General features: G+C 72.1%; 19 protein-coding genes and 1 tRNA gene. 16 read left to right on the top strand and 4 right to left on the bottom strand.

The window, feature by feature from the left end; translation table 11 throughout:
- Positions 1–18 precede the first annotated feature (18 nt).
- The 7 genes from EEW87_RS10130 to EEW87_RS10100 all read left to right on the top strand — a co-directional run bounded on the left by EEW87_RS10130 (position 19) and on the right by EEW87_RS10100 (position 4,784).
- Positions 19–1,275 (top strand): DUF445 domain-containing protein, encoded by a 1,257-nt coding sequence (locus EEW87_RS10130; RefSeq protein WP_123093588.1) that lies wholly within the window; start codon positions 19–21, stop codon positions 1,273–1,275.
- Between the two features lie 56 nt (positions 1,276–1,331).
- Positions 1,332–1,769, top strand: coding sequence for a VOC family protein (locus tag EEW87_RS10125; protein ID WP_123093599.1), 438 nt, complete (start codon positions 1,332–1,334; stop codon positions 1,767–1,769).
- Between the two features lies 1 nt (position 1,770).
- On the top strand, positions 1,771–2,370 hold the full coding sequence (locus EEW87_RS10120; protein ID WP_123093587.1) for a helix-turn-helix domain-containing protein: 600 nt from the start codon (positions 1,771–1,773) through the stop codon (positions 2,368–2,370).
- Between the two features lie 75 nt (positions 2,371–2,445).
- On the top strand, positions 2,446–3,384 hold the full coding sequence (locus EEW87_RS10115; RefSeq protein ID WP_123093586.1) for a hypothetical protein: 939 nt from the start codon (positions 2,446–2,448) through the stop codon (positions 3,382–3,384).
- 2 nt (positions 3,385–3,386) lie between these two features.
- Entirely contained in the window at positions 3,387–3,749 is a 363-nt protein-coding gene (locus tag EEW87_RS10110; RefSeq protein ID WP_123093585.1) for a hypothetical protein, read from the top strand.
- A 92-nt stretch (positions 3,750–3,841) separates the two neighbouring features.
- Complete coding sequence (locus EEW87_RS10105) at positions 3,842–4,549, top strand: helix-turn-helix transcriptional regulator (protein WP_148041628.1); 708 nt, start codon at positions 3,842–3,844, stop codon at positions 4,547–4,549.
- 162 nt (positions 4,550–4,711) lie between these two features.
- A tRNA-Lys gene (locus EEW87_RS10100) sits at positions 4,712–4,784 on the top strand.
- Positions 4,785–4,799: 15 nt separating this feature from the next.
- Here the strand turns inward: EEW87_RS10100 and EEW87_RS10095 are convergent.
- On the bottom strand, positions 4,800–5,531 hold the full coding sequence (locus EEW87_RS10095; protein ID WP_123093583.1) for a FadR/GntR family transcriptional regulator: 732 nt from the start codon (positions 5,529–5,531) through the stop codon (positions 4,800–4,802).
- A 146-nt stretch (positions 5,532–5,677) separates the two neighbouring features.
- Here EEW87_RS10095 and EEW87_RS10090 point away from each other — a divergent pair, with 146 nt between their 5' ends.
- The 9 genes from EEW87_RS10090 (at position 5,678) to EEW87_RS10050 (ending at position 13,832) form a co-directional block, all read left to right on the top strand.
- The gene (locus EEW87_RS10090) at positions 5,678–7,423 is read left to right on the top strand and encodes an L-lactate permease (RefSeq protein ID WP_123093582.1); all 1,746 of its coding nucleotides are present in this window, start codon (positions 5,678–5,680) and stop codon (positions 7,421–7,423) included.
- Complete coding sequence (locus EEW87_RS10085) at positions 7,420–8,220, top strand: (Fe-S)-binding protein (protein WP_123093581.1); 801 nt, start codon at positions 7,420–7,422, stop codon at positions 8,218–8,220. The genes EEW87_RS10090 and EEW87_RS10085 overlap by 4 nt, the downstream gene beginning before the upstream one ends.
- The gene (locus EEW87_RS10080) at positions 8,217–9,680 is read left to right on the top strand and encodes a lactate utilization protein B (RefSeq protein ID WP_123093580.1); all 1,464 of its coding nucleotides are present in this window, start codon (positions 8,217–8,219) and stop codon (positions 9,678–9,680) included. The genes EEW87_RS10085 and EEW87_RS10080 overlap by 4 nt, the downstream gene beginning before the upstream one ends.
- On the top strand, positions 9,677–10,327 hold the full coding sequence (locus EEW87_RS10075) for a LutC/YkgG family protein (RefSeq protein ID WP_123093579.1): 651 nt from the start codon (positions 9,677–9,679) through the stop codon (positions 10,325–10,327). The genes EEW87_RS10080 and EEW87_RS10075 overlap by 4 nt, the downstream gene beginning before the upstream one ends.
- A 14-nt stretch (positions 10,328–10,341) precedes the next feature.
- Entirely contained in the window at positions 10,342–11,073 is a 732-nt protein-coding gene (locus tag EEW87_RS10070; protein ID WP_163562421.1) for an enoyl-CoA hydratase/isomerase family protein, read from the top strand.
- 59 nt (positions 11,074–11,132) lie between these two features.
- Positions 11,133–11,681, top strand: coding sequence for a hypothetical protein (locus EEW87_RS10065; protein ID WP_123093577.1), 549 nt, complete (start codon positions 11,133–11,135; stop codon positions 11,679–11,681).
- Positions 11,682–11,936: 255 nt separating this feature from the next.
- Positions 11,937–12,134 carry a hypothetical protein gene (locus EEW87_RS10060; RefSeq protein ID WP_123093576.1) on the top strand — a complete coding sequence of 66 codons (198 nt, stop codon included), beginning with the start codon at positions 11,937–11,939 and terminating at the stop codon, positions 12,132–12,134.
- 78 nt (positions 12,135–12,212) lie between these two features.
- On the top strand, positions 12,213–12,836 hold the full coding sequence (locus tag EEW87_RS10055) for a DUF47 domain-containing protein (RefSeq protein WP_068269979.1): 624 nt from the start codon (positions 12,213–12,215) through the stop codon (positions 12,834–12,836).
- Between the two features lie 3 nt (positions 12,837–12,839).
- Entirely contained in the window at positions 12,840–13,832 is a 993-nt protein-coding gene (locus EEW87_RS10050) for an inorganic phosphate transporter (RefSeq protein ID WP_068269976.1), read from the top strand.
- Positions 13,833–13,933: 101 nt separating this feature from the next.
- Here EEW87_RS10050 and pstB read toward each other — a convergent pair whose 3' ends face one another.
- From pstB to pstC, 3 genes are read right to left on the bottom strand one after another with little or no spacing between them, the layout of a single operon-like run.
- Positions 13,934–14,713: a phosphate ABC transporter ATP-binding protein PstB gene (pstB, locus tag EEW87_RS10045; protein ID WP_123093575.1), complete on the bottom strand. Its 780-nt coding sequence runs from the start codon at positions 14,711–14,713 to the stop codon at positions 13,934–13,936.
- A 28-nt stretch (positions 14,714–14,741) separates the two neighbouring features.
- Positions 14,742–15,860, bottom strand: a complete 1,119-nt coding sequence (pstA, locus tag EEW87_RS10040) for a phosphate ABC transporter permease PstA (RefSeq protein WP_123093574.1) — start codon at positions 15,858–15,860, stop codon at positions 14,742–14,744.
- Complete coding sequence (gene pstC, locus EEW87_RS10035; protein ID WP_123093573.1) at positions 15,860–16,804, bottom strand: phosphate ABC transporter permease subunit PstC; 945 nt, start codon at positions 16,802–16,804, stop codon at positions 15,860–15,862. Before pstC ends, pstA begins: the two co-directional genes overlap by 1 nt.
- Between the last annotated feature and the right edge of the window lie 51 nt (positions 16,805–16,855).

Below are 16,855 nucleotides of genomic sequence, written 5' to 3'. Positions count from 1 at the left end.
CTGGGGTTGAATCGCCCCGTGAGCTTCCTCGTCGAGACCCCCGCGGACCAGGCCCGACGGGCCGGTCTGCGCCGCATGCGCGTGGTGGCTACCTCCCTGCTCGTCGTCGCCGCGGTCGTCTACCTGCTCACCGTGCGGATGGACCACGACGGCGTGTGGGGCTACGTCAACACCGCTGCCGAGGCGGCGATGGTCGGCGCGATGGCCGACTGGTTCGCCGTCACCGCGCTCTTCAAGCACCCGCTCGGCCTGCCGATCCCCCACACCGCGCTCATCAAGCGGCGCAAGGACGAGCTCGGGCGCAGCCTCGAGGAGTTCGTCGCGCAGAACTTCCTCACGGAGGAGATCGCCCGCGAGCGTCTCGCGAGCGCCGAGGTCGGGCTGCGGCTGGGCCGCTGGCTCGGCCGCCCGGCGAGCCGAGAGCGGGTGCTCACGGAGATCGCCCGCGCCGGTCGCCCGGCCCTGGAGCGCATGTCCGACGAGGACGTCGAGGACTTCCTCACCTCGCTGCTCCTGCCGCGCCTGGCCCGCGAGCCGATCAGCCCGATCGCCGGCTCGCTGCTCGACTCCGTCGTCGCCCAGGGCACCCACGCCGGGCTCGTCGACCTCGGGCTCGACCAGGTCGGTGCCTGGCTGGCGGAGAACCCCGAGGCCTTCGCCGACGTCGTCGGCGAGAAGGCCCCGTGGTGGACCCCGCCGTGGCTCGACGACCGCGTCATCGGCTGGGGCTACAAGCAGGCCGTCGAGTGGCTCGCCGAGGTGCGCAGCGACCGCGACCACCCCGCCCGCAAGGCGCTCGACGGCTTGCTGCGCCGGCTCGCCGACGACCTCCAGCACGACCCCGAGGTCCAGGCCAGCGCCGAGCGGCTCAAGGAGGCGCTGCTCGCCCACCCGCAGGTGCCCCGCAGCGCCGTCGCGATCTGGCAGTCGCTCAAGGTCGCGCTCGTCGGCGCGATGGAGGACCGCGAGAGCTACTTCTGGTCCCGCGGCGAGGAGCTGCTCGCCCACCTCGGCGAGCACCTCGAGCAGGACCCGGCCTGGCGCGACCGGCTCGAGGGCCATCTCGGCGAGGCCGTCGCCTTCGCCGTGAACACCTACGGCGACGAGCTCGCCCAGGTCATCTCCGTCACCGTCGGTCGGTGGGACGCCGACGAGGCGAGCAGCCGCATCGAGCTCTACGTCGGGCGCGACCTGCAGTTCATCCGGATCAACGGCACGGTCGTCGGCGCGCTCGTCGGTCTCGTCATCCATGCCGTGAGCCAGCTCGTCACGTAGACCGGATGATGGATGCGCACTGGTGTGCGCACCGTATGTGCACTAACGTGCTCGTCATGAGCGAGAACGAGCGCAGCCGTCCCCCCTTCCACCTGGCCATCCCGGTCCACGACATCGAGGCCGCCCGGCACTTCTACGGCGAGGTCCTCGGCTTCGGTCGCGGCCGTGAGGACGAGCGCTGGACCGACTGGGACCTCGAGGGCCACCAGGTCGTCACGCACATGGTCGACGACCACTCCAACGCGGTCGCGGGCCACAACCCCGTCGACGGGAAGATGGTCCCGGTGCCGCACTTCGGCCTCGTGCTGCCGGTCCCGCGCTTCCAGGAGCTCGCCGCGCGCCTCCAGGGCGCCGGTGTCGAGTTCGTCATCGACCCCTACGTCCGCTTCGAGGGCACCCCCGGCGAGCAGTGGACGATGTTCTTCCTCGACCCCTCCGGCAACGCCCTCGAGTTCAAGGCCTTCGCCGACCTCGACCAGCTCTTCGCGGTCTGACGTGGGTGCGGAGCGGACCGACGAGGGGGCGCTGAGCGAGGGATTCCTCGCCCAGGTCGGCGCCCGGGTGCGGTCCGCCCGCACCGAGCAGGGCCTCACCGTCCAGCAGCTCGCCGACCGCGCCGAGATCAGCCGCCGGCTGCTCACCCAGGTCGAGCACGGCCAGGCCAACCCGAGCCTCGTCTCGATCACCCGGGTCGCCCGCGCGCTCGGGACCGAGCTCACCGAGCTGCTCGACCCCCTTCGCCCCAGCGGTGCGATCTCGGTCGTCGAGGCGGGCGCGGAGGTCCTCGTGTGGTCCGACGAAGGGGGCAGCAGCGCCCACCTTCTTGTCGCGACGAGCCACGGGCGGGCCGCCGACCTGTGGCGGTGGCGTCTCGAGCCCGGCGCGGGCTACCAGGGGCTGGCCGACCCGGCCGGCTCGCAGGAGCTCTTCCACGTCCTCGAGGGTGAGCTCACCCTCACCGCGGACGACGACCGGGTCGTCGTCCGTGCCGGCTCCTCCGCCCGGCTGCTCAGCGACCGGGCCTACCGGTACGCCAATGCCGGCGCGACGGCGTGCGTCTTCGTGCGCACCGTCGCCCTGTCCGGCGCCCGCTGAGCCGCTCGCCGGTCGAGGTGGCACGGCCCTGTGAGCCTCGAGACCACGACCTGTCCCTCCTGAGAGACTGCCGCCATGGGGCTCTTCGACCGATGGCAGCGACCGACCCCGCCCCCGACGGGCGGCCACGAGGGGTCGGTGCTGCCCGCGCTCGCCCCCGACGCGGCGGACCGGCTGCTGGCCCTCACCCGATCGGAGCTCGCGAGCCGCGGGCTGGAGGCGACGATCGACGCCGGGGCCCTGCAGCTGTCGGGCGGGCAGGTCTTCGGGCTGCACAACCTCTCCGTCGTCGCCGCCGGTACCCGTGAGCGACGGTGGCCGCAGGTCGTCGCCTCCCACCTCGACGCGCTGCTCAACCCGCCCGACACGAGCGGCCCGCCCGACCCCGGTCAGGTCCTCGCCCAGCTGCGGACCCGCAGCGAGATCCCGACCCAGCCGGCCTACCCGGCCCAGGAGCCGCTGCCGGGCGTCATCGCGATGATCGCCCTGGACTTCCCCGACCACGTCGTCGAGTCCGTCGACCTGCCCGACGGCATCCCCGACACGGCGACCGCGATGACGCTGGCGCGCAGCAACCTGCGCGAGCTGCCTCCGCCGGAGCACCAGAGCTACTGCCCCGAGGAGGACGACCCCACCTCGCAGGTGCACCTCTTCGTCACCGACGACTTCTTCGGCGCCGCGCGCCTGCTCGTCCTCGACGAGCTGCTCGAGCGGGCCGGGGTCGAGGTCGGCCCGGGCGGCGTCCTGCTGTGCGCGCCCTGCCGCCACGTCCTCGTCGTCCACCCGCTGGTCGGGCCTGGCGTCCTGGCCGCGCTGCGCTGGATGGTCGCCTTCGCCCGCGGTGAGCACGAGACCCAGCCCGGCCCGGTGAGCCCCCACGTCTTCCACCGGGCCGCCGACGGGCAGGTCGTCCAGGCGACCCAGGTCGACGAGGCGGGGCACATCTCCGTCGTCGCCGAGGACGGTCTCGCCGACGCCCTCACCGAGATCCTCGGCGAGCCCGAGGACGACTAGCGATGGACGAGCCGGCCCCGACCAGCTCCTTCGCGGCGCTCGGGCAGGGCACGTGGTGGGTCGACGTCGAGGACCGGCCGCACCGGCTCGCCGAGATGACCGACGAGTACCTGAGCAACGTCATCGGTCACCTCCTCGTGCACGCCGACACCTATCGCACGTGGTGGCAGGTGGGCGTGACCCATGACGACACGGCGACGGTGGCCGAGGGCCGGTGGGCCGCCGAGCTCGTCGCCCGGTCGGCCGGTGCGCCGGCCCCGTGGGAGATCACCTCGGCGGCCTGGCTCGAGGCCACACCGCTGGTGCGGGCGCTGCGCGCCGAGCTGCGCAGACGCCACCCGGAGCACCCGGCTGGTCGTGGCTAGGCCGTGGCCCGAGGTCGGGGCGCTGCTCGACCGGCCCAGGGGGTCACGTCACACCACGTCGAGCCCCCCACGCCGGGGACTAGTGTCACAAGATGAGCCCTGCTACAGATGTAGAGCCGGTCCGGATCGCGGTGCTCAACGACTACGAGGTCGTCGCCCTGGGTGTGGCGGCCATGCTGGCCGACTACCCGAGGCGTGTCCGTGTCGCCGAGGTGAACGTGTACCTGCACGTCTCCGAGCCCGTCGACCTCGTGCTCTACGACGCCTTCGCCAGGACCAAGAGCGGTGTCCACCTCGACCTCGACCTGCTCATGTCGAACCCTCTCGCCAGTCGGGCGGTGCTCTACACCTGGGAGGTCACCGCGCAGTCGGTGGAGTTCGCGGAGGCCCACGGTCTGTCCGGTGTCGTGTCGAAGTCGGTCGGCGCCGGTCGACTCGTCGAGGCCCTCGAACGGATCCACGCCGGAGAGCGGGTGGTGCTGCCCGCCGACCCCGGAGAGCCCCACGACGACCAGCCCAGCTGGAACAACTGGCCCGGCAAGGCCCAGGGGCTGACCCCCCGCCAGTCCGAGATCATCACCCTCGTGGTCGCGGGTCTCGACAACAGAGACATCGCGAGCAGCTGCTACCTCAGCACGAACACCGTGAAGTCCTACATCCGCGCCGCGTACCGGACGATGGGCGTGCGCTCACGCACCCAGGCGGTGCTGTGGGGCGTCGACCACGACTTCCGGAACAGCTCCCGATCGCGGTTCATGCTCGCCGACGACGACGAGCCCACGTCGTGCACGCGTGGCTGACGGCCGCTCGACCACCTCTGGGTGCGTCCCCGCTGCTCGGGTCCGTGACGGACGTCGCCTCGGCGTCCTCGGCTAGTCTTCGCCAGGCAGGTCGTCGGGACGGTCGGTGGTCGTCCCGCGGGTCGTCCGGTGGACGTCCCGGGAGGCGACCTGGCGCAGCAGGGGCCTCTAGCTCAGTTGGTAGAGCTACGGACTTTTAATCCGTTGGTCGTCGGTTCGAGCCCGACGGGGCCCACCGGCGAAGGGGCGGTCACGCCCCCGTCGACAGCGCCGCCCAGGCGGAGCGGATGTGGGTCTCGACCTGCTCCTGCGCGGCGTCCCCGTCGCCCGCCGCCACGGCGTCGAAGATCGCCTGGTGGTCGCGCCGCAGCTCGTCGGCGACGTCGTCCCAGGACGCGAGGGTGCGGAAGCGGTCGAGGATGGGCAGCTGCATCGACTCGCGGATCGCGGCGGTGAGGTCGGTCGCGAGCCGGTTGCCGGCCGCCCGGGCCAGCGCGACGTGGAAGGCCGTGTCGTGGTCGTTGAAGACCCGGCGGTCGACGTCGGGGTCGGCCATCGTCTCGAGCAGACCGCGCATCGTCTCGAGGTCGTCCTCGGTGGCGTGCGCGGCGGCGAGCCGCACGCTGAGCCGCTCGAGCGCGATGCGCACCTCGAGCACGTCCGGCAGCTCGAAGTGGGTGAGCGAGACGTGCAGGCGCAGCAGTCGCCCGAGGGCGTCGCTCGGGACCGAGGTGATCGTCGTCCCCCCGGCCGCCCCCGCCCCGACGGACGAGCGCACGACGCCCTGCGCCTGGAGGGTGCGCACGGCCTCGCGGACCGCGGAGCGGCTCACCTCGAGCTGCTGGGCCAGGTCGCGCTCGGCGGGCAGCTGGTCGCCGACGCCGAGGTCGCCGGCGAGGATCCGCTCCTCGACCCAGGCGAGGACGACCTCGAAGGCGCGTCGGCTCTCACGGGCCTCGGGCAGGGGATGAGCGGTCGTCACCGACCGATCATCGCACGACGAGCGGTCAATGGTCCGACCATTCTTGACGGCGGGACGCGGTGACCCCTATCGTCATCTTCCGTCGAATGGTCCGACCATTCGGTGCGCCGACTCAACGCCGCGTCCAGCGCCCTTCGGAGGCCCCCATGACCGCACCAGCCGCATTCCAGCCCGACCTGTCACCGGTCGCCGACAGCCTCCTGCTGTCCGCGCTCGTCGCCCTGCTGCCGCTCCTCACCGTCTTCACCACCCTCGGGGTGCTGCGGTGGAAGGCCCACTGGGCCGGGCTCAGCGCCGTCGCGGTGGCGGTCGCCGTCGCCGTCCTCGCCTTCGAGATGCCGGTCCACCTCGCGGTGCTCTCGGCATCAGAGGGAGCGGTCTTCGGCCTCTTCCCGATCATGTGGATCGTCTTCACCGCGATCGTGCTCTACCAGGTGACGGTGAGGTCGGGCCGCTTCGAGGACCTGCGGGCGACCTTCCACCTCATCTCCGACGACCCCCGGGTGCAGGCGATCATCATCGCCTTCTGCTTCGGCGGCCTGCTCGAGGCGCTCGCCGGCTTCGGCGCACCCGTCGCCATCACCGGCGTCATGCTCATGGCGGTCGGCTTCTCACCGCTGCGCGCCGCCGCCGTCGTCCTGCTCGCCAACACCGCGCCCGTCGCCTTCGGCGCCATCGGAACCCCGATCATCACCGCCGGCGCCCTGACGAAGATCCCCTACACCGAGATCGGCGCGTACGTCGGTCACCAGACCCCGGTCATCGCGATCTTCGTGCCGCTGCTCCTCGTGCTCATGGCCGACGGCCGCCGCGGGGTGCGCCAGACCTGGCCCATCGCCGTCGTCGTCGGTCTCGCCTTCGCCGTCGCCCAGTGGGTCTCGGCGACGTGGATCTCCGTCGAGCTCGCCGACATCGTCGCGGCGCTCGCCGGCCTGGCCGCCGCCGTCGTCTTCCTGCGCGTGTGGCAGCCCACCGGCCGTGAGGAGGCCCTCGAGGTGCTCGAGGTCGAGCGGCAGCGCGACCTCGCCCTCGTCGGCGCGAAGGGGGACGCGACGACGGGCACCCCCTCGACCGGCGCCGTCGACAAGGCCGGCACCGACCACTCGGTCTCCGTCGCCGAGCTCGACGCCCGCGCCCGCTCCCTCACCCCGGGCCGCATCGCCATGGCGCTCTTCCCCTACGTCCTCGTCATCGCCGTCTTCTCCGTGGCCAAGCTCGTCCCCGCCGTCAAGGAGTGGCTCCTCGGCACCGACGTGAAGATCGCCTGGCCGGGCTTGTCCGGCGAGGTCCTCACCGCCGCCGGCACCCCGAGCACGGCGACGACGTACACCTTCGCCTGGCTCAGCTCGCCCGGCACGCTCCTGCTCCTCACCGCGCTCGTCGTCGCCCTCGTCTACCGGGTCGGCGTGAGCGGGCTCGGCGCGGAGATGGCGGCGACGGCCCGCCAGATGCGCTTCGCCTTCCTCACCGTCTCCAGCGTGCTCGCCCTCGCCTACGTCATGAACCTCTCCGGCCAGACCATCGCCATCGGCACGTGGATCGCGGGGGCGGGCGGGGCCTTCGCCTTCCTCTCCCCGCTCCTGGGCTGGATCGGCACCGCCGTCACCGGCTCCGACACGAGCGCGAACGCGCTCTTCGCCACCCTGCAGCAGGCCGCCGCGCAGGAAGCCGGGCTCGACCCGACCCTGCTCGTCGCCGCCAACACCTCCGGAGGAGTCGTCGGCAAGATGATCAGCCCGCAGAACCTCACGATCGCGGCCACGGCCGTCGGTCTCGTCGGCCGCGAGGCCGACATCCTGCGCAAGGTGCTGCCGTGGAGCGTCGGGCTCATCCTCGCCGTCTGCCTCCTCGTCGGTCTGCAGTCGACGATCCTTGCTTGGATGCTGCCATGAGCGCGCGCACCCCGAGCCCGGCCACCGGGCAGCCCGGCACCCCGAGGACCACCGGTCTGCGGGTGGCGCTCTTCGCCACCTGCTTCAACGACACGATGTGGCCCGAGACCCCCAAGGCGACCGTCCGCCTCCTCGAACGGCTCGGCTGCGAGGTCGACTTCCCGCAGGCGCAGACGTGCTGCGGCCAGATGATGACGAACACCGGGTACGCCGACCGCGCGCTGCCCCTCGTGCGCCGCTTCGTCGACGTCTTCGGCGGCTACGACGCGGTCGTCGCCCCCTCCGGGTCGTGCGTCGGGTCGGTGCGCCACCAGCACCGCACCATCGCGGCGGCTGCCGGTGACGCCGACCTCGTCGCGCAGGTCGACGCCGTCGCCCCGAAGGTCTACGAGCTCTCCGAGCTGCTCGTCGACGTGCTCGGCGTGACCGACGTCGGCGCGTCCTTCCCGCACCGCGTCACCTACCACCCGACGTGCCACTCGCTGCGGATGCTGCGGGTGGCCGACCGGCCCCTGCAGCTCCTCCGCGCGGTGCGCGGGATCGACCTCGTCGAGCTGCCGGGCGCAGAGGAGTGCTGCGGCTTCGGCGGGACCTTCGCGATGAAGAACTCGGACGTCTCGGTCGCGATGGGCACGGACAAGGCCCAGCACGTCGTCGAGACCGGCGCCGAGGTCGTCGTCGCCGGCGACAACTCCTGCCTGGCCCACATCGGCGGGATCCTCGGCCGTCAGCGCACCGGGGTGCGCACGATGCACCTCGCCGAGATCCTCGCCTCGACCGAAGGGGACCCCGCATGAGCATCGGACCGGTCCAGCAGACCTCGCCGACCTTCGTCGGCATGCCGGCCTTCCCCGAGGCCGCCCGGGAGGCGCTCGCGAACACCCAGCAGCGCGCCAACCTCCACCACGCCACGCGCACGATCCGCGCCAAGCGTGCCGGCGTCGTCGGCGAGATCGAGGACTGGGAGGCCCTGCGGGTCAGCGGCGCGGCGGCCAAGGACGAGGCGCTGCACCACCTCGGCGACTACCTCGAGCAGCTCGAGGCGAGCCTCACCGCCGCCGGCGCCACCGTGCACTGGGCGCGCGACGCGGCGGAGGCCAACGCGGTCGTCGTCGAGATCGCCCGCGCGAAGGGGGCCGACGAGGTCGTCAAGGTCAAGTCGATGGCCACCCAGGAGATCGAGCTCAACGAGGCGCTCGAGGAGGCCGGGATCAGCGCCTGGGAGACCGACCTCGCCGAGCTCATCGTCCAGCTCGGTCACGACCGCCCCAGCCACATCCTCGTGCCCGCGATCCACCGCAACCGCAGCGAGATCCGCGAGATCTTCGCCCGCGAGATGGGCGAGGTGGGCCGCCCGGCGCCCGACGACCTCACCGACGACCCTGCCCGGCTCGCCGAGGCCGCGCGCCTGCACCTGCGCGAGAAGTTCCTCCGCGCGAAGGTCGCCGTCTCGGGCACGAACTTCGCCGTCGCCGAGACCGGGACGCTCGTCGTCGTCGAGTCCGAGGGCAACGGCCGGATGTGCCTCACCCTGCCCGAGACGCTCGTCAGCGTCGTCGGCATCGAGAAGGTCCTCCCCACGTGGGCCGACCTCGCCCCGATGCTCCAGCTGCTGCCGCGCTCGAGCACGGGGGAGCGGATGAACCCGTACACGACGATGTGGTCCGGGGCGCACGACGGCGACGGGCCGCAGGACGTCCACGTCATCCTGCTCGACAACGGTCGCAGCCACGTCCTCGCCGACGCCCTTGGTCGTCAGGCCCTGCGCTGCATCCGCTGCTCGGCCTGCCTCAACGTCTGCCCGGTCTACGAGCGCACCGGCGGGCACGCGTACGGCTCGGTCTACCCCGGGCCGATCGGCGCGGTGCTCAACCCCCAGCTGCGCGGCACGGCGAGCGAGGTCGACCAGTCCCTGCCGTACGCGTCGAGCCTGTGCGGGGCGTGCTTCGACGCCTGCCCGGTGCGCATCGACATCCCGGAGATGCTCGTCCAGCTGCGCGGCGAGGTCGTCCAGCAGGGCGGCCACCGTGCCGAGTCCGCGGCGATGAGCGCCGCAGCCTGGGTCCTGTCGGACCCGCGCCGGCTCGCCGCCGCGCAGAAGGCCGCCACGGTCGCCGGACGGCTCGTCGGCGACCGCACCATCCGCTCCGTCCCGGGCCTGGGCGCGTGGAGCGACGCCCGTGACGTGCCGACGCCGCCGAAGGAGACCTTCCGCCAGTGGTGGGAGCGCGAGCGCGCAGAGGGGGGCGAGCGATGAGCGCCCGTGACGAGATCCTCGCCCGCGTGCGGGCGGCGACCGCCGACATCACGACGGCGAAGGGGGAGCGACCAGCCCCCGTCGTCGTGGAGGAGACCGCGTCGAGCCCGAAGGCGACGCTCGAGCTCTTCGTCGAGCGGGTCGCCGACTACCGCGCGAGCGTCCTGCGCGCCCAGGAGCACGAGGTCGCCGACGTCGTGGCCGGCGCGCTGCGCGACCTGGGCCGGACCTCGGTCGTCCTGCCCGACGGGCTCGACCCCGCGTGGCGGGCCGCGCTCGAGCAGGTCGCGACCGTCGTCCCCGAGGGCCGGGGGGCCTCGGCGGGTGCGCTGGACGCCGTCGACGCGGTCGTCACCGCGAGCGCTCTGGGCATCGCGGTGACCGGCACGATCGTCCTCGACCACGGGCCCGACCAGGGACGCCGGGCGCTCACCCTCGTGCCCGACTGCCACGTCTGCGTCGTGCGCGCGGACCAGGTCGTGCACGACGTCCCGGAGGCCGTCGCCCGCCTCGGCGGGCAGGCTCACCGGGGTCGTCCGCTCACCTGGGTGAGCGGCCCGAGCGCGACGAGCGACATCGAGCTGCAGCGGGTCGAGGGGGTGCACGGGCCGAGGACCCTCGTCGTCGTGCTCGTCGAGCACTCCTGACTAGGCTGTCCGACGTGTCTGACAACCGCGCCTACGTGACCTACTCCGCCTCCGACGGCGTCGCGCACATCGAGCTGGCCCGGCCGGAGTTCGGCAACACGCTCGACCTGACGATGACCCACCAGCTGCGCGACGCGGTGCAGCGCGCGCTGCGCTCGCACACGGTCGACGTCCTCGAGCTGACGTCGACCGGCGGCGACTTCTGCGTCGGCACGGACACCGAGGCCGCCCGTCAGGCGGACGACCCGACGACCCAGGTCTTCGAGCAGGCCGCCGCCCTCGACGAGATGTTCGGCATCCTCAACGCCTCGACCAAGCCCGTCATCGCCGGGGTGCAGGGGCTGGCCGCCGGCTCCGGCCTCGGCATCGCGCTCGCGGCGGACATCTGCCTGTGCACGCCCGACGCGACCTTCCGCGTCGCACCCCACGGCGGTCTCGGCGCCCCCGACCCGGGCCTGGCCTGGCAGCTGCCGCGCGCCATCGGCCAGCAGCGCGCCCTCTCCTTCGCCCTCGGCCGGCGCACCATCGACGCGACGACCGCGGAGAGCTGGGGCGTCGTCACCGTCGTCGAGGGCGACCTCCCGGCCGCGGTCGACGGGATCGCCCGCTCGCTCACCGGCGAGGGCCTGTGGGCCAACGGCGAGACCCGTCGCCTGCTCCGGGCGTCGTGGGACACCGACCGCACCTCCCTGGCCCAGTCCGAGGCCGCGACGATGGTCCGCGCGATGCTGCGGGCGAAGGTCTGACCCTGACCGGCGAGGAGCCCCGGCGCCCGCGCCGTCCGCTGCACTACGGACCGCAGGCCATGGAGGCGCACGGCGGCACGACCCCCGGCCCGGCCGAGGCGGCCGAGGCCGCTCACGCCGCGGCGATGCTCGTCGTCGACGCGGGCCGCAGCGCCGACCCGCAGGTCGGCGCCCGGCTCGTCGGGCTCGTCCAGGAGGTCGGGCTCGACACCCTCGCCGAGCTGTGGTCGCACCGCCCGGCCCGCAGCCTGCCGGGTGCGCTGTGGCGGCTCTACCTCGTGCGGGAGTGGGTGCAGCGCAGCCCCGACAGCGCCAGCCGGGAGTACGCGACCGGCATGCACGTCGCACCCGTCGAGCACGTCATCGCCGGTGTCCCCGACCCGCCGGAGCCCGGCGAGGTGCGCGAGATGATCGACGGCGTCCTCGGCGGGGCCTTCCACCGCGACCTCGACGTCGCCCTCGACCGGTGCGCGGCCTTCTGCTCCGTCGCGGCGACCGGACGGGCCGCCGACGAGCGTTCCGACGTCGGCTCGGCCGCGGCCCTGGCGACCACGGCCGACGACCTCGCGGCGTGCGCCGTGCTCTGGCGGGCCGGCCAGCTCGTCTGAGCCCGCCGGCTCCTGCGACCTGCCGGCGTCCGAGGCACCCCGTCCGGGGATCACCCCCGTCCGGGAATGCTCCCCGGGGGAGAGGCGTTACTCTCGTCTGTGCGCCGGGTCGCGGTAGCCCCGGGTCCCAAAAATAGCCGCCACGAGCGGCCTCGTGCCGAGAGGCGCTCCCGGCCCGGCGCACATCAGACCGTTCGGCGCACGGAGGGGCCGTCGCGACGCCGACGCCCCGCAGCAGGCTCCTACCGTGGTCGCATGTCCACGACAGAGCAGGGTGCCGACGAGGCAGAGCCCGGTGTCGTCGCCCCGGGTCATGACCGAGAGCTCGTGCGAGCCCTCATCGAGGTCGCGCGTGACGCCGACCACCCGCTGAGCCAGCCCGAGATCGACGCAGCGCTCGGCGTGCAGCCTGGCAGCAGCCCCGACGGCCGGCCCCGGACGACCTCCGGCTGAACTCCGGGTTAGCAGGAGGTGTCGGGGAGCGCCTACGCTTGCGACGACCGTCTGCCCCTCACGCACCGGAGCTCCCCCGTGGCCTTCCGCCTCACCCCGTCGGACACCTCTTTCTTCGACCTCCTCGCGACGGCCGCGCAGCACGGCGTCGAGGCCTCGCGCCTGCTCACCGACCTCCTCGGGGCGCGCGGCGAGGAGGCGCTGCGGATCACCGAGCAGCTGCGTGACGTCGAGGCCGCGGCGGACGAGACCACCCACGAGGTCGTCCGCAAGGTCAATGCCGCCTTCATCACCCCCTTCGACCACGTCGACATCGTCGAGCTCGCCGCGGCGATCGACACCTGCGTCGACGAGATCGAGAGCGTCGGCTTCCTCATCGGGCTCTACCGGATCCCGGACCTGCCCGCGGACGTCGTCGCGGTCATCGAGATCATCTCGCGCATGGCGCAGGTGACCGCCGACGCGATGCCCCGCCTCCAGTCGATGAAGTCGCTCGACGACTACTGGATCGAGGTCAACCGCCTCGAGAACCAGGCCGACCAGCTCTACCGCCGGCTGCTCACCCAGATCTTCGACGGGTCGATCACCGACCCGATCCAGGTCGTGCAGCGCAAGGACCTCATCGAGGGCCTCGAGCGCGCTGCCGACTCCTTCGAGGTCGTCGCCCAGCACGTCGAGATGATCGCCGTCAAGGAGTCCTGACCGGTGGACTGGATCCCCGTCGCCCTCGTCGTGCTGCTCGCGATGGGGTTCAACTACACGAACGGCTTCCACGACGCGGCGAACGCGATCGCGACCTCGGTCTCGACCCGCGCGCTCACCCCCCGCGCCGCGCTCGCCATGGCTGCCGTCGCCAACCTCTTCGGCGCCTTCTTCGGCACGAAGGTCGCCCAGACCGTCGGCAAGGGCATCATCGACGCGCCCTCCGGCACCCTCGGCCTGAAGATCTGCGCCGCGGCCCTCGTCGGCGCCATCGTGTGGAACCTCCTCACGTGGTGGTTCGGCCTGCCGTCCTCCTCCTCGCACGCCCTCATCGGCGGGCTCGGGGGCGCGGCCCTCGTCGGCGGTGGTGTCGTGCACTGGCTCGGGATCTTCGAGAAGGTCGTCGTCCCGATGGTGCTCAGCCCGATCATCGGCGTCATCGTCGGCTACCTCGTGATGACGACGATCCTGTGGGCCTTCCGCCACTCCCACCCGGGCCGCACGCGGCGCGGCTTCCGCATCGCGCAGACCGGGTCAGCCGCCGCCATGGCCTTCGGCCACGGCATGCAGGACGCCGCGAAGACCGCCGGCGTCGTCGTCCTCGCCCTCACCGTCGGCGGCTTCCAGACCGTCGGCGACGACTCGATCCCGCTGTGGGTGCTCGTCATGAGCGCCGTCGTCATCAGCGCGGGCACCTACGCCGGCGGGTGGCGGATCATGCGCACCCTCGGCCGCCGGATCATCGACCTCGGGCCGCCGCAGGGCTTCGCCGCCGAGGCGACCGCCGCGGCGATCCTCTACACGGCGACCGCGCTGCACGCCCCCATCTCGACGACCCACGCGATCACCTCGGCGATCATGGGCGCCGGCGCGACGAAGCGGCTCAAGGCCGTGCGCTGGGGCGTCGCGAAGTCCATCGTCGGCGGCTGGGTGCTCACCTTCCCCGGCGCCGGCATCTCCGCCGCGGTCACCATGGGCCTGCTGCGCCTCTTCTGAGACGACGGGGGTGCGAGCTCCCTTCGCCCGCCGGCACGACAAGAGGGCCGGTCGCACCTCCCTGCAGGTGCGACCGGCCCTCGGTCTGGGTGCTGGCCCGGTCAGCCGAAGCGGCCCGAGATGTAGTCCTCGGTGGCCTTCTGGGACGGGTTGTTGAAGATGTGGGTCGTCTCGTCGTACTCGACGAGCTGGCCCGGCTTGCCCGTCGCCTCGAGGTTGAAGAAGCCGGTCATGTCCGAGACGCGCGCCGCCTGCTGCATGTTGTGCGTGACGATGACGATCGTGTACTCGTCCTTGAGCTCGTGGATGAGGTCCTCGATGGCGAGCGTCGAGATCGGGTCGAGGGCCGAGCACGGCTCGTCCATGAGGACCACGTCGGGCTTGACCGCGATCGTCCGGGCGATGCACAGGCGCTGCTGCTGGCCGCCGGACAGGCCCGAGCCGGGCTTGTCGAGCCGGTCCTTGACCTCGTTCCACAGGTTGGCGCCCCGCAGGCTCGACTCGACGAGCTCCTCGGCGTCCGCCTTCTTGATCTTCTTGTTGTTCAGCTTGACCCCGGCGAGGACGTTCTCGCGGATCGACATCGTCGGGAAGGGGTTGGGGCGCTGGAAGACCATGCCGATCTTGCGTCGGACGTTCACCGGGTCCACCCCCTTGCCGTAGAGGTTCTCGTCGTCCATGAGGACCTGCCCGTCGACGTAGGCGCCGGGGATGACCTCGTGCATGCGGTTGAGCGAGCGCAGGACGGTGGACTTGCCGCAGCCGGACGGGCCGATCATGGCGGTGACGCTGCGGGGCTGGATGACCATGTTGACCCCTGCGACGGCCTTGAAGTCGCCGTAGTAGATGTCGAGGTCGCGGATGTCGATGCGCTTGGACACGTCGTTTGTCTTCCTTCTGCAGGCCGGGTCAGCGGCCGGTCTTGGGGGCGAAGTACTTGCTGATGAGCCGGGCCACGATGTTGAGCAGCATGACGATCGCCATGAGCGTCAGCGCAGCGGTCCACGCGAGGTCGAGGCTGTCCTGCTTGTTCAGGCCCGGGCTGGAGTACGAGCTGTAGGCGAAGAGCGGCAGGGCCGACATCGAGCCCTCGAAGGGGTTGAGGTTGACCCCCTTCGCCGCGCCCATCGTGATGAGCAGCGGCGCGGTCTCGCCGATGACCCGCGCGATCGCGAGGGTGACGCCGGTGGCGATCCCGGCGATGGCGGTCGGGAGGACGACCTTGGTCACGGTAAGCCACTTCGGCACGCCCAGCGCGTAGCTCGCCTCACGCAGCTCGTTGGGCACGAGGCGCAGCATCTCCTCGGTGGAGCGGACGACGACGGGGATCATGAGCACCGCGAGCGCGACTGCACCGACGATCCCGGCCTGGTAGGCCGGCCCGAAGAAGAGGGTGAAGAGCGAGATGGCGAAGAGGCCGGCGACGATCGAGGGGATGCCGGTCATGACGTCGACGAAGAAGGTCAGCGCCTTGGCCAGCCTGCTGCCGCGCCCGTACTCGACGAGGTAGATCGCCGCGAAGATCCCGATCGGGATCGAGATGACGGCCGCCAGGCTCGTGACGATGAGGGTGCCCATGATCGCGTGGTACGCGCCGCCGATCTCCCCGGCCCCGACCCCCCGCATGGAGAAGGTGAAGAACGCGCCGTCCAGCCGGTTGACGCCCTTGGAGACGATCGTCCAGATCACCGACAGCAAGGGGGTGAGCGCGAGGAGGAACATCGTCGTCACGACAGCGGTGACGAGGCGGTCGGTCGCGTGCCGGCTGCCCTCGACCACACGTGCGGTCGTGTAGATCGCGACGGAGTAGACGAGCGCGGCGACCGCCATGACGCCCAGCAGGTTGAAGCCCCACACCAGGGTCACCAGGGCGGCACCGGCGAGGACGGAGCACGCGAGGACGGCCCAGCGGACGGTCTGGCTCAGGGCGCCGGCCCGCGGACCGGATCCCAGGCTGCTCGACCCGGTGAGCGTCTGGCCGGTGGTCGTCGGGGCCGCGTCGGGGGCCTTGTCGTCGATGTCGGTCATCAGTTGGCTCCGGAGAACTCGGACCGGCGCGAGATGATCCACCGGGCGAAGATGTTGACGAGGAGGGTGACGGCGAAGAGCGCCAGCCCGGAGACGAAGAGCGTGCTGCGCTCCACGCCGAAGGACTCGGGGAAGTTCAGCGCGATGTCCCCGGCGATCGTGCCCGAGGCGTTGGAGCTGAGCAGCTCCCACGAGATGACCGAGCCGCTCGCCGACAGCACGATGGCCACGGCCATCGTCTCGCCGAGGGCCCGACCGAGGCCGAGCATCGCCCCGGAGATGACACCGGACTTGCCGAAGGGGATGACCGCCTGGCGGATCATCTCCCACCGGGTCGCGCCGAGGGCGAGCGAGGCCTCCTCGTGCAGACGCGGCGTCTGGAGGAAGACCTCGCGGTTCACCGCGGTCATGATCGGCAGGATCATGATGGCCAGGACGATCCCGATCATGAGCATCGTGCGACCCGTCACCGTGACGTCGCCGCCGAAGGGCGGGAACCACCCGAGGTTGCGGTTGAGCCACCCGAAGGCCGGCACGGCGTTGCCGGCGATCTGCAGGCCCCACAGACCGAAGATGATCGACGGCACGGCGGCGAGCAGGTCGATGACGTAGCCGAGCCCGGCGGCCAGACGACGCGGGGCGTAGTGGGTGATGAAGAGCGCGATCCCGATCGACAGGGGCATCGCGATGAGCAGCGCGATGATCGACGAGTACAGCGTGCCGAAGATCAGGGGCGCGACATAGCTGGGCAGGCCCTCGCCCCCGCGCACGTCGGTCGAGTCGGCGGTCACCGCGGGCATCGCCATGTAGACGAGGAAGGCGGCGACGGCAGCGAGGGTCGCGAGGATGAGGATGCCGGACCCGACGGACAGGCCGGAGAAGATCCGGTCGCCGCGGCGGGTCACCGCCTTCGCGGGGCCGCTGGTGGGGGTTGTCGTGCTCACGTGGGGGTCCTCAGGAGATCAGGGAGAGGGGCAGACCGACGGCCCCGGACG

It is taken from the genome of Janibacter melonis, from assembly GCF_003721155.3.
Classification (GTDB): Bacteria; Actinomycetota; Actinomycetes; order Actinomycetales; family Dermatophilaceae; genus Marihabitans; species Marihabitans melonis.
The sequence above is the reverse complement of the archived record's forward strand: the minus strand, read 5'-3'. Positions and strand labels throughout refer to the sequence as shown.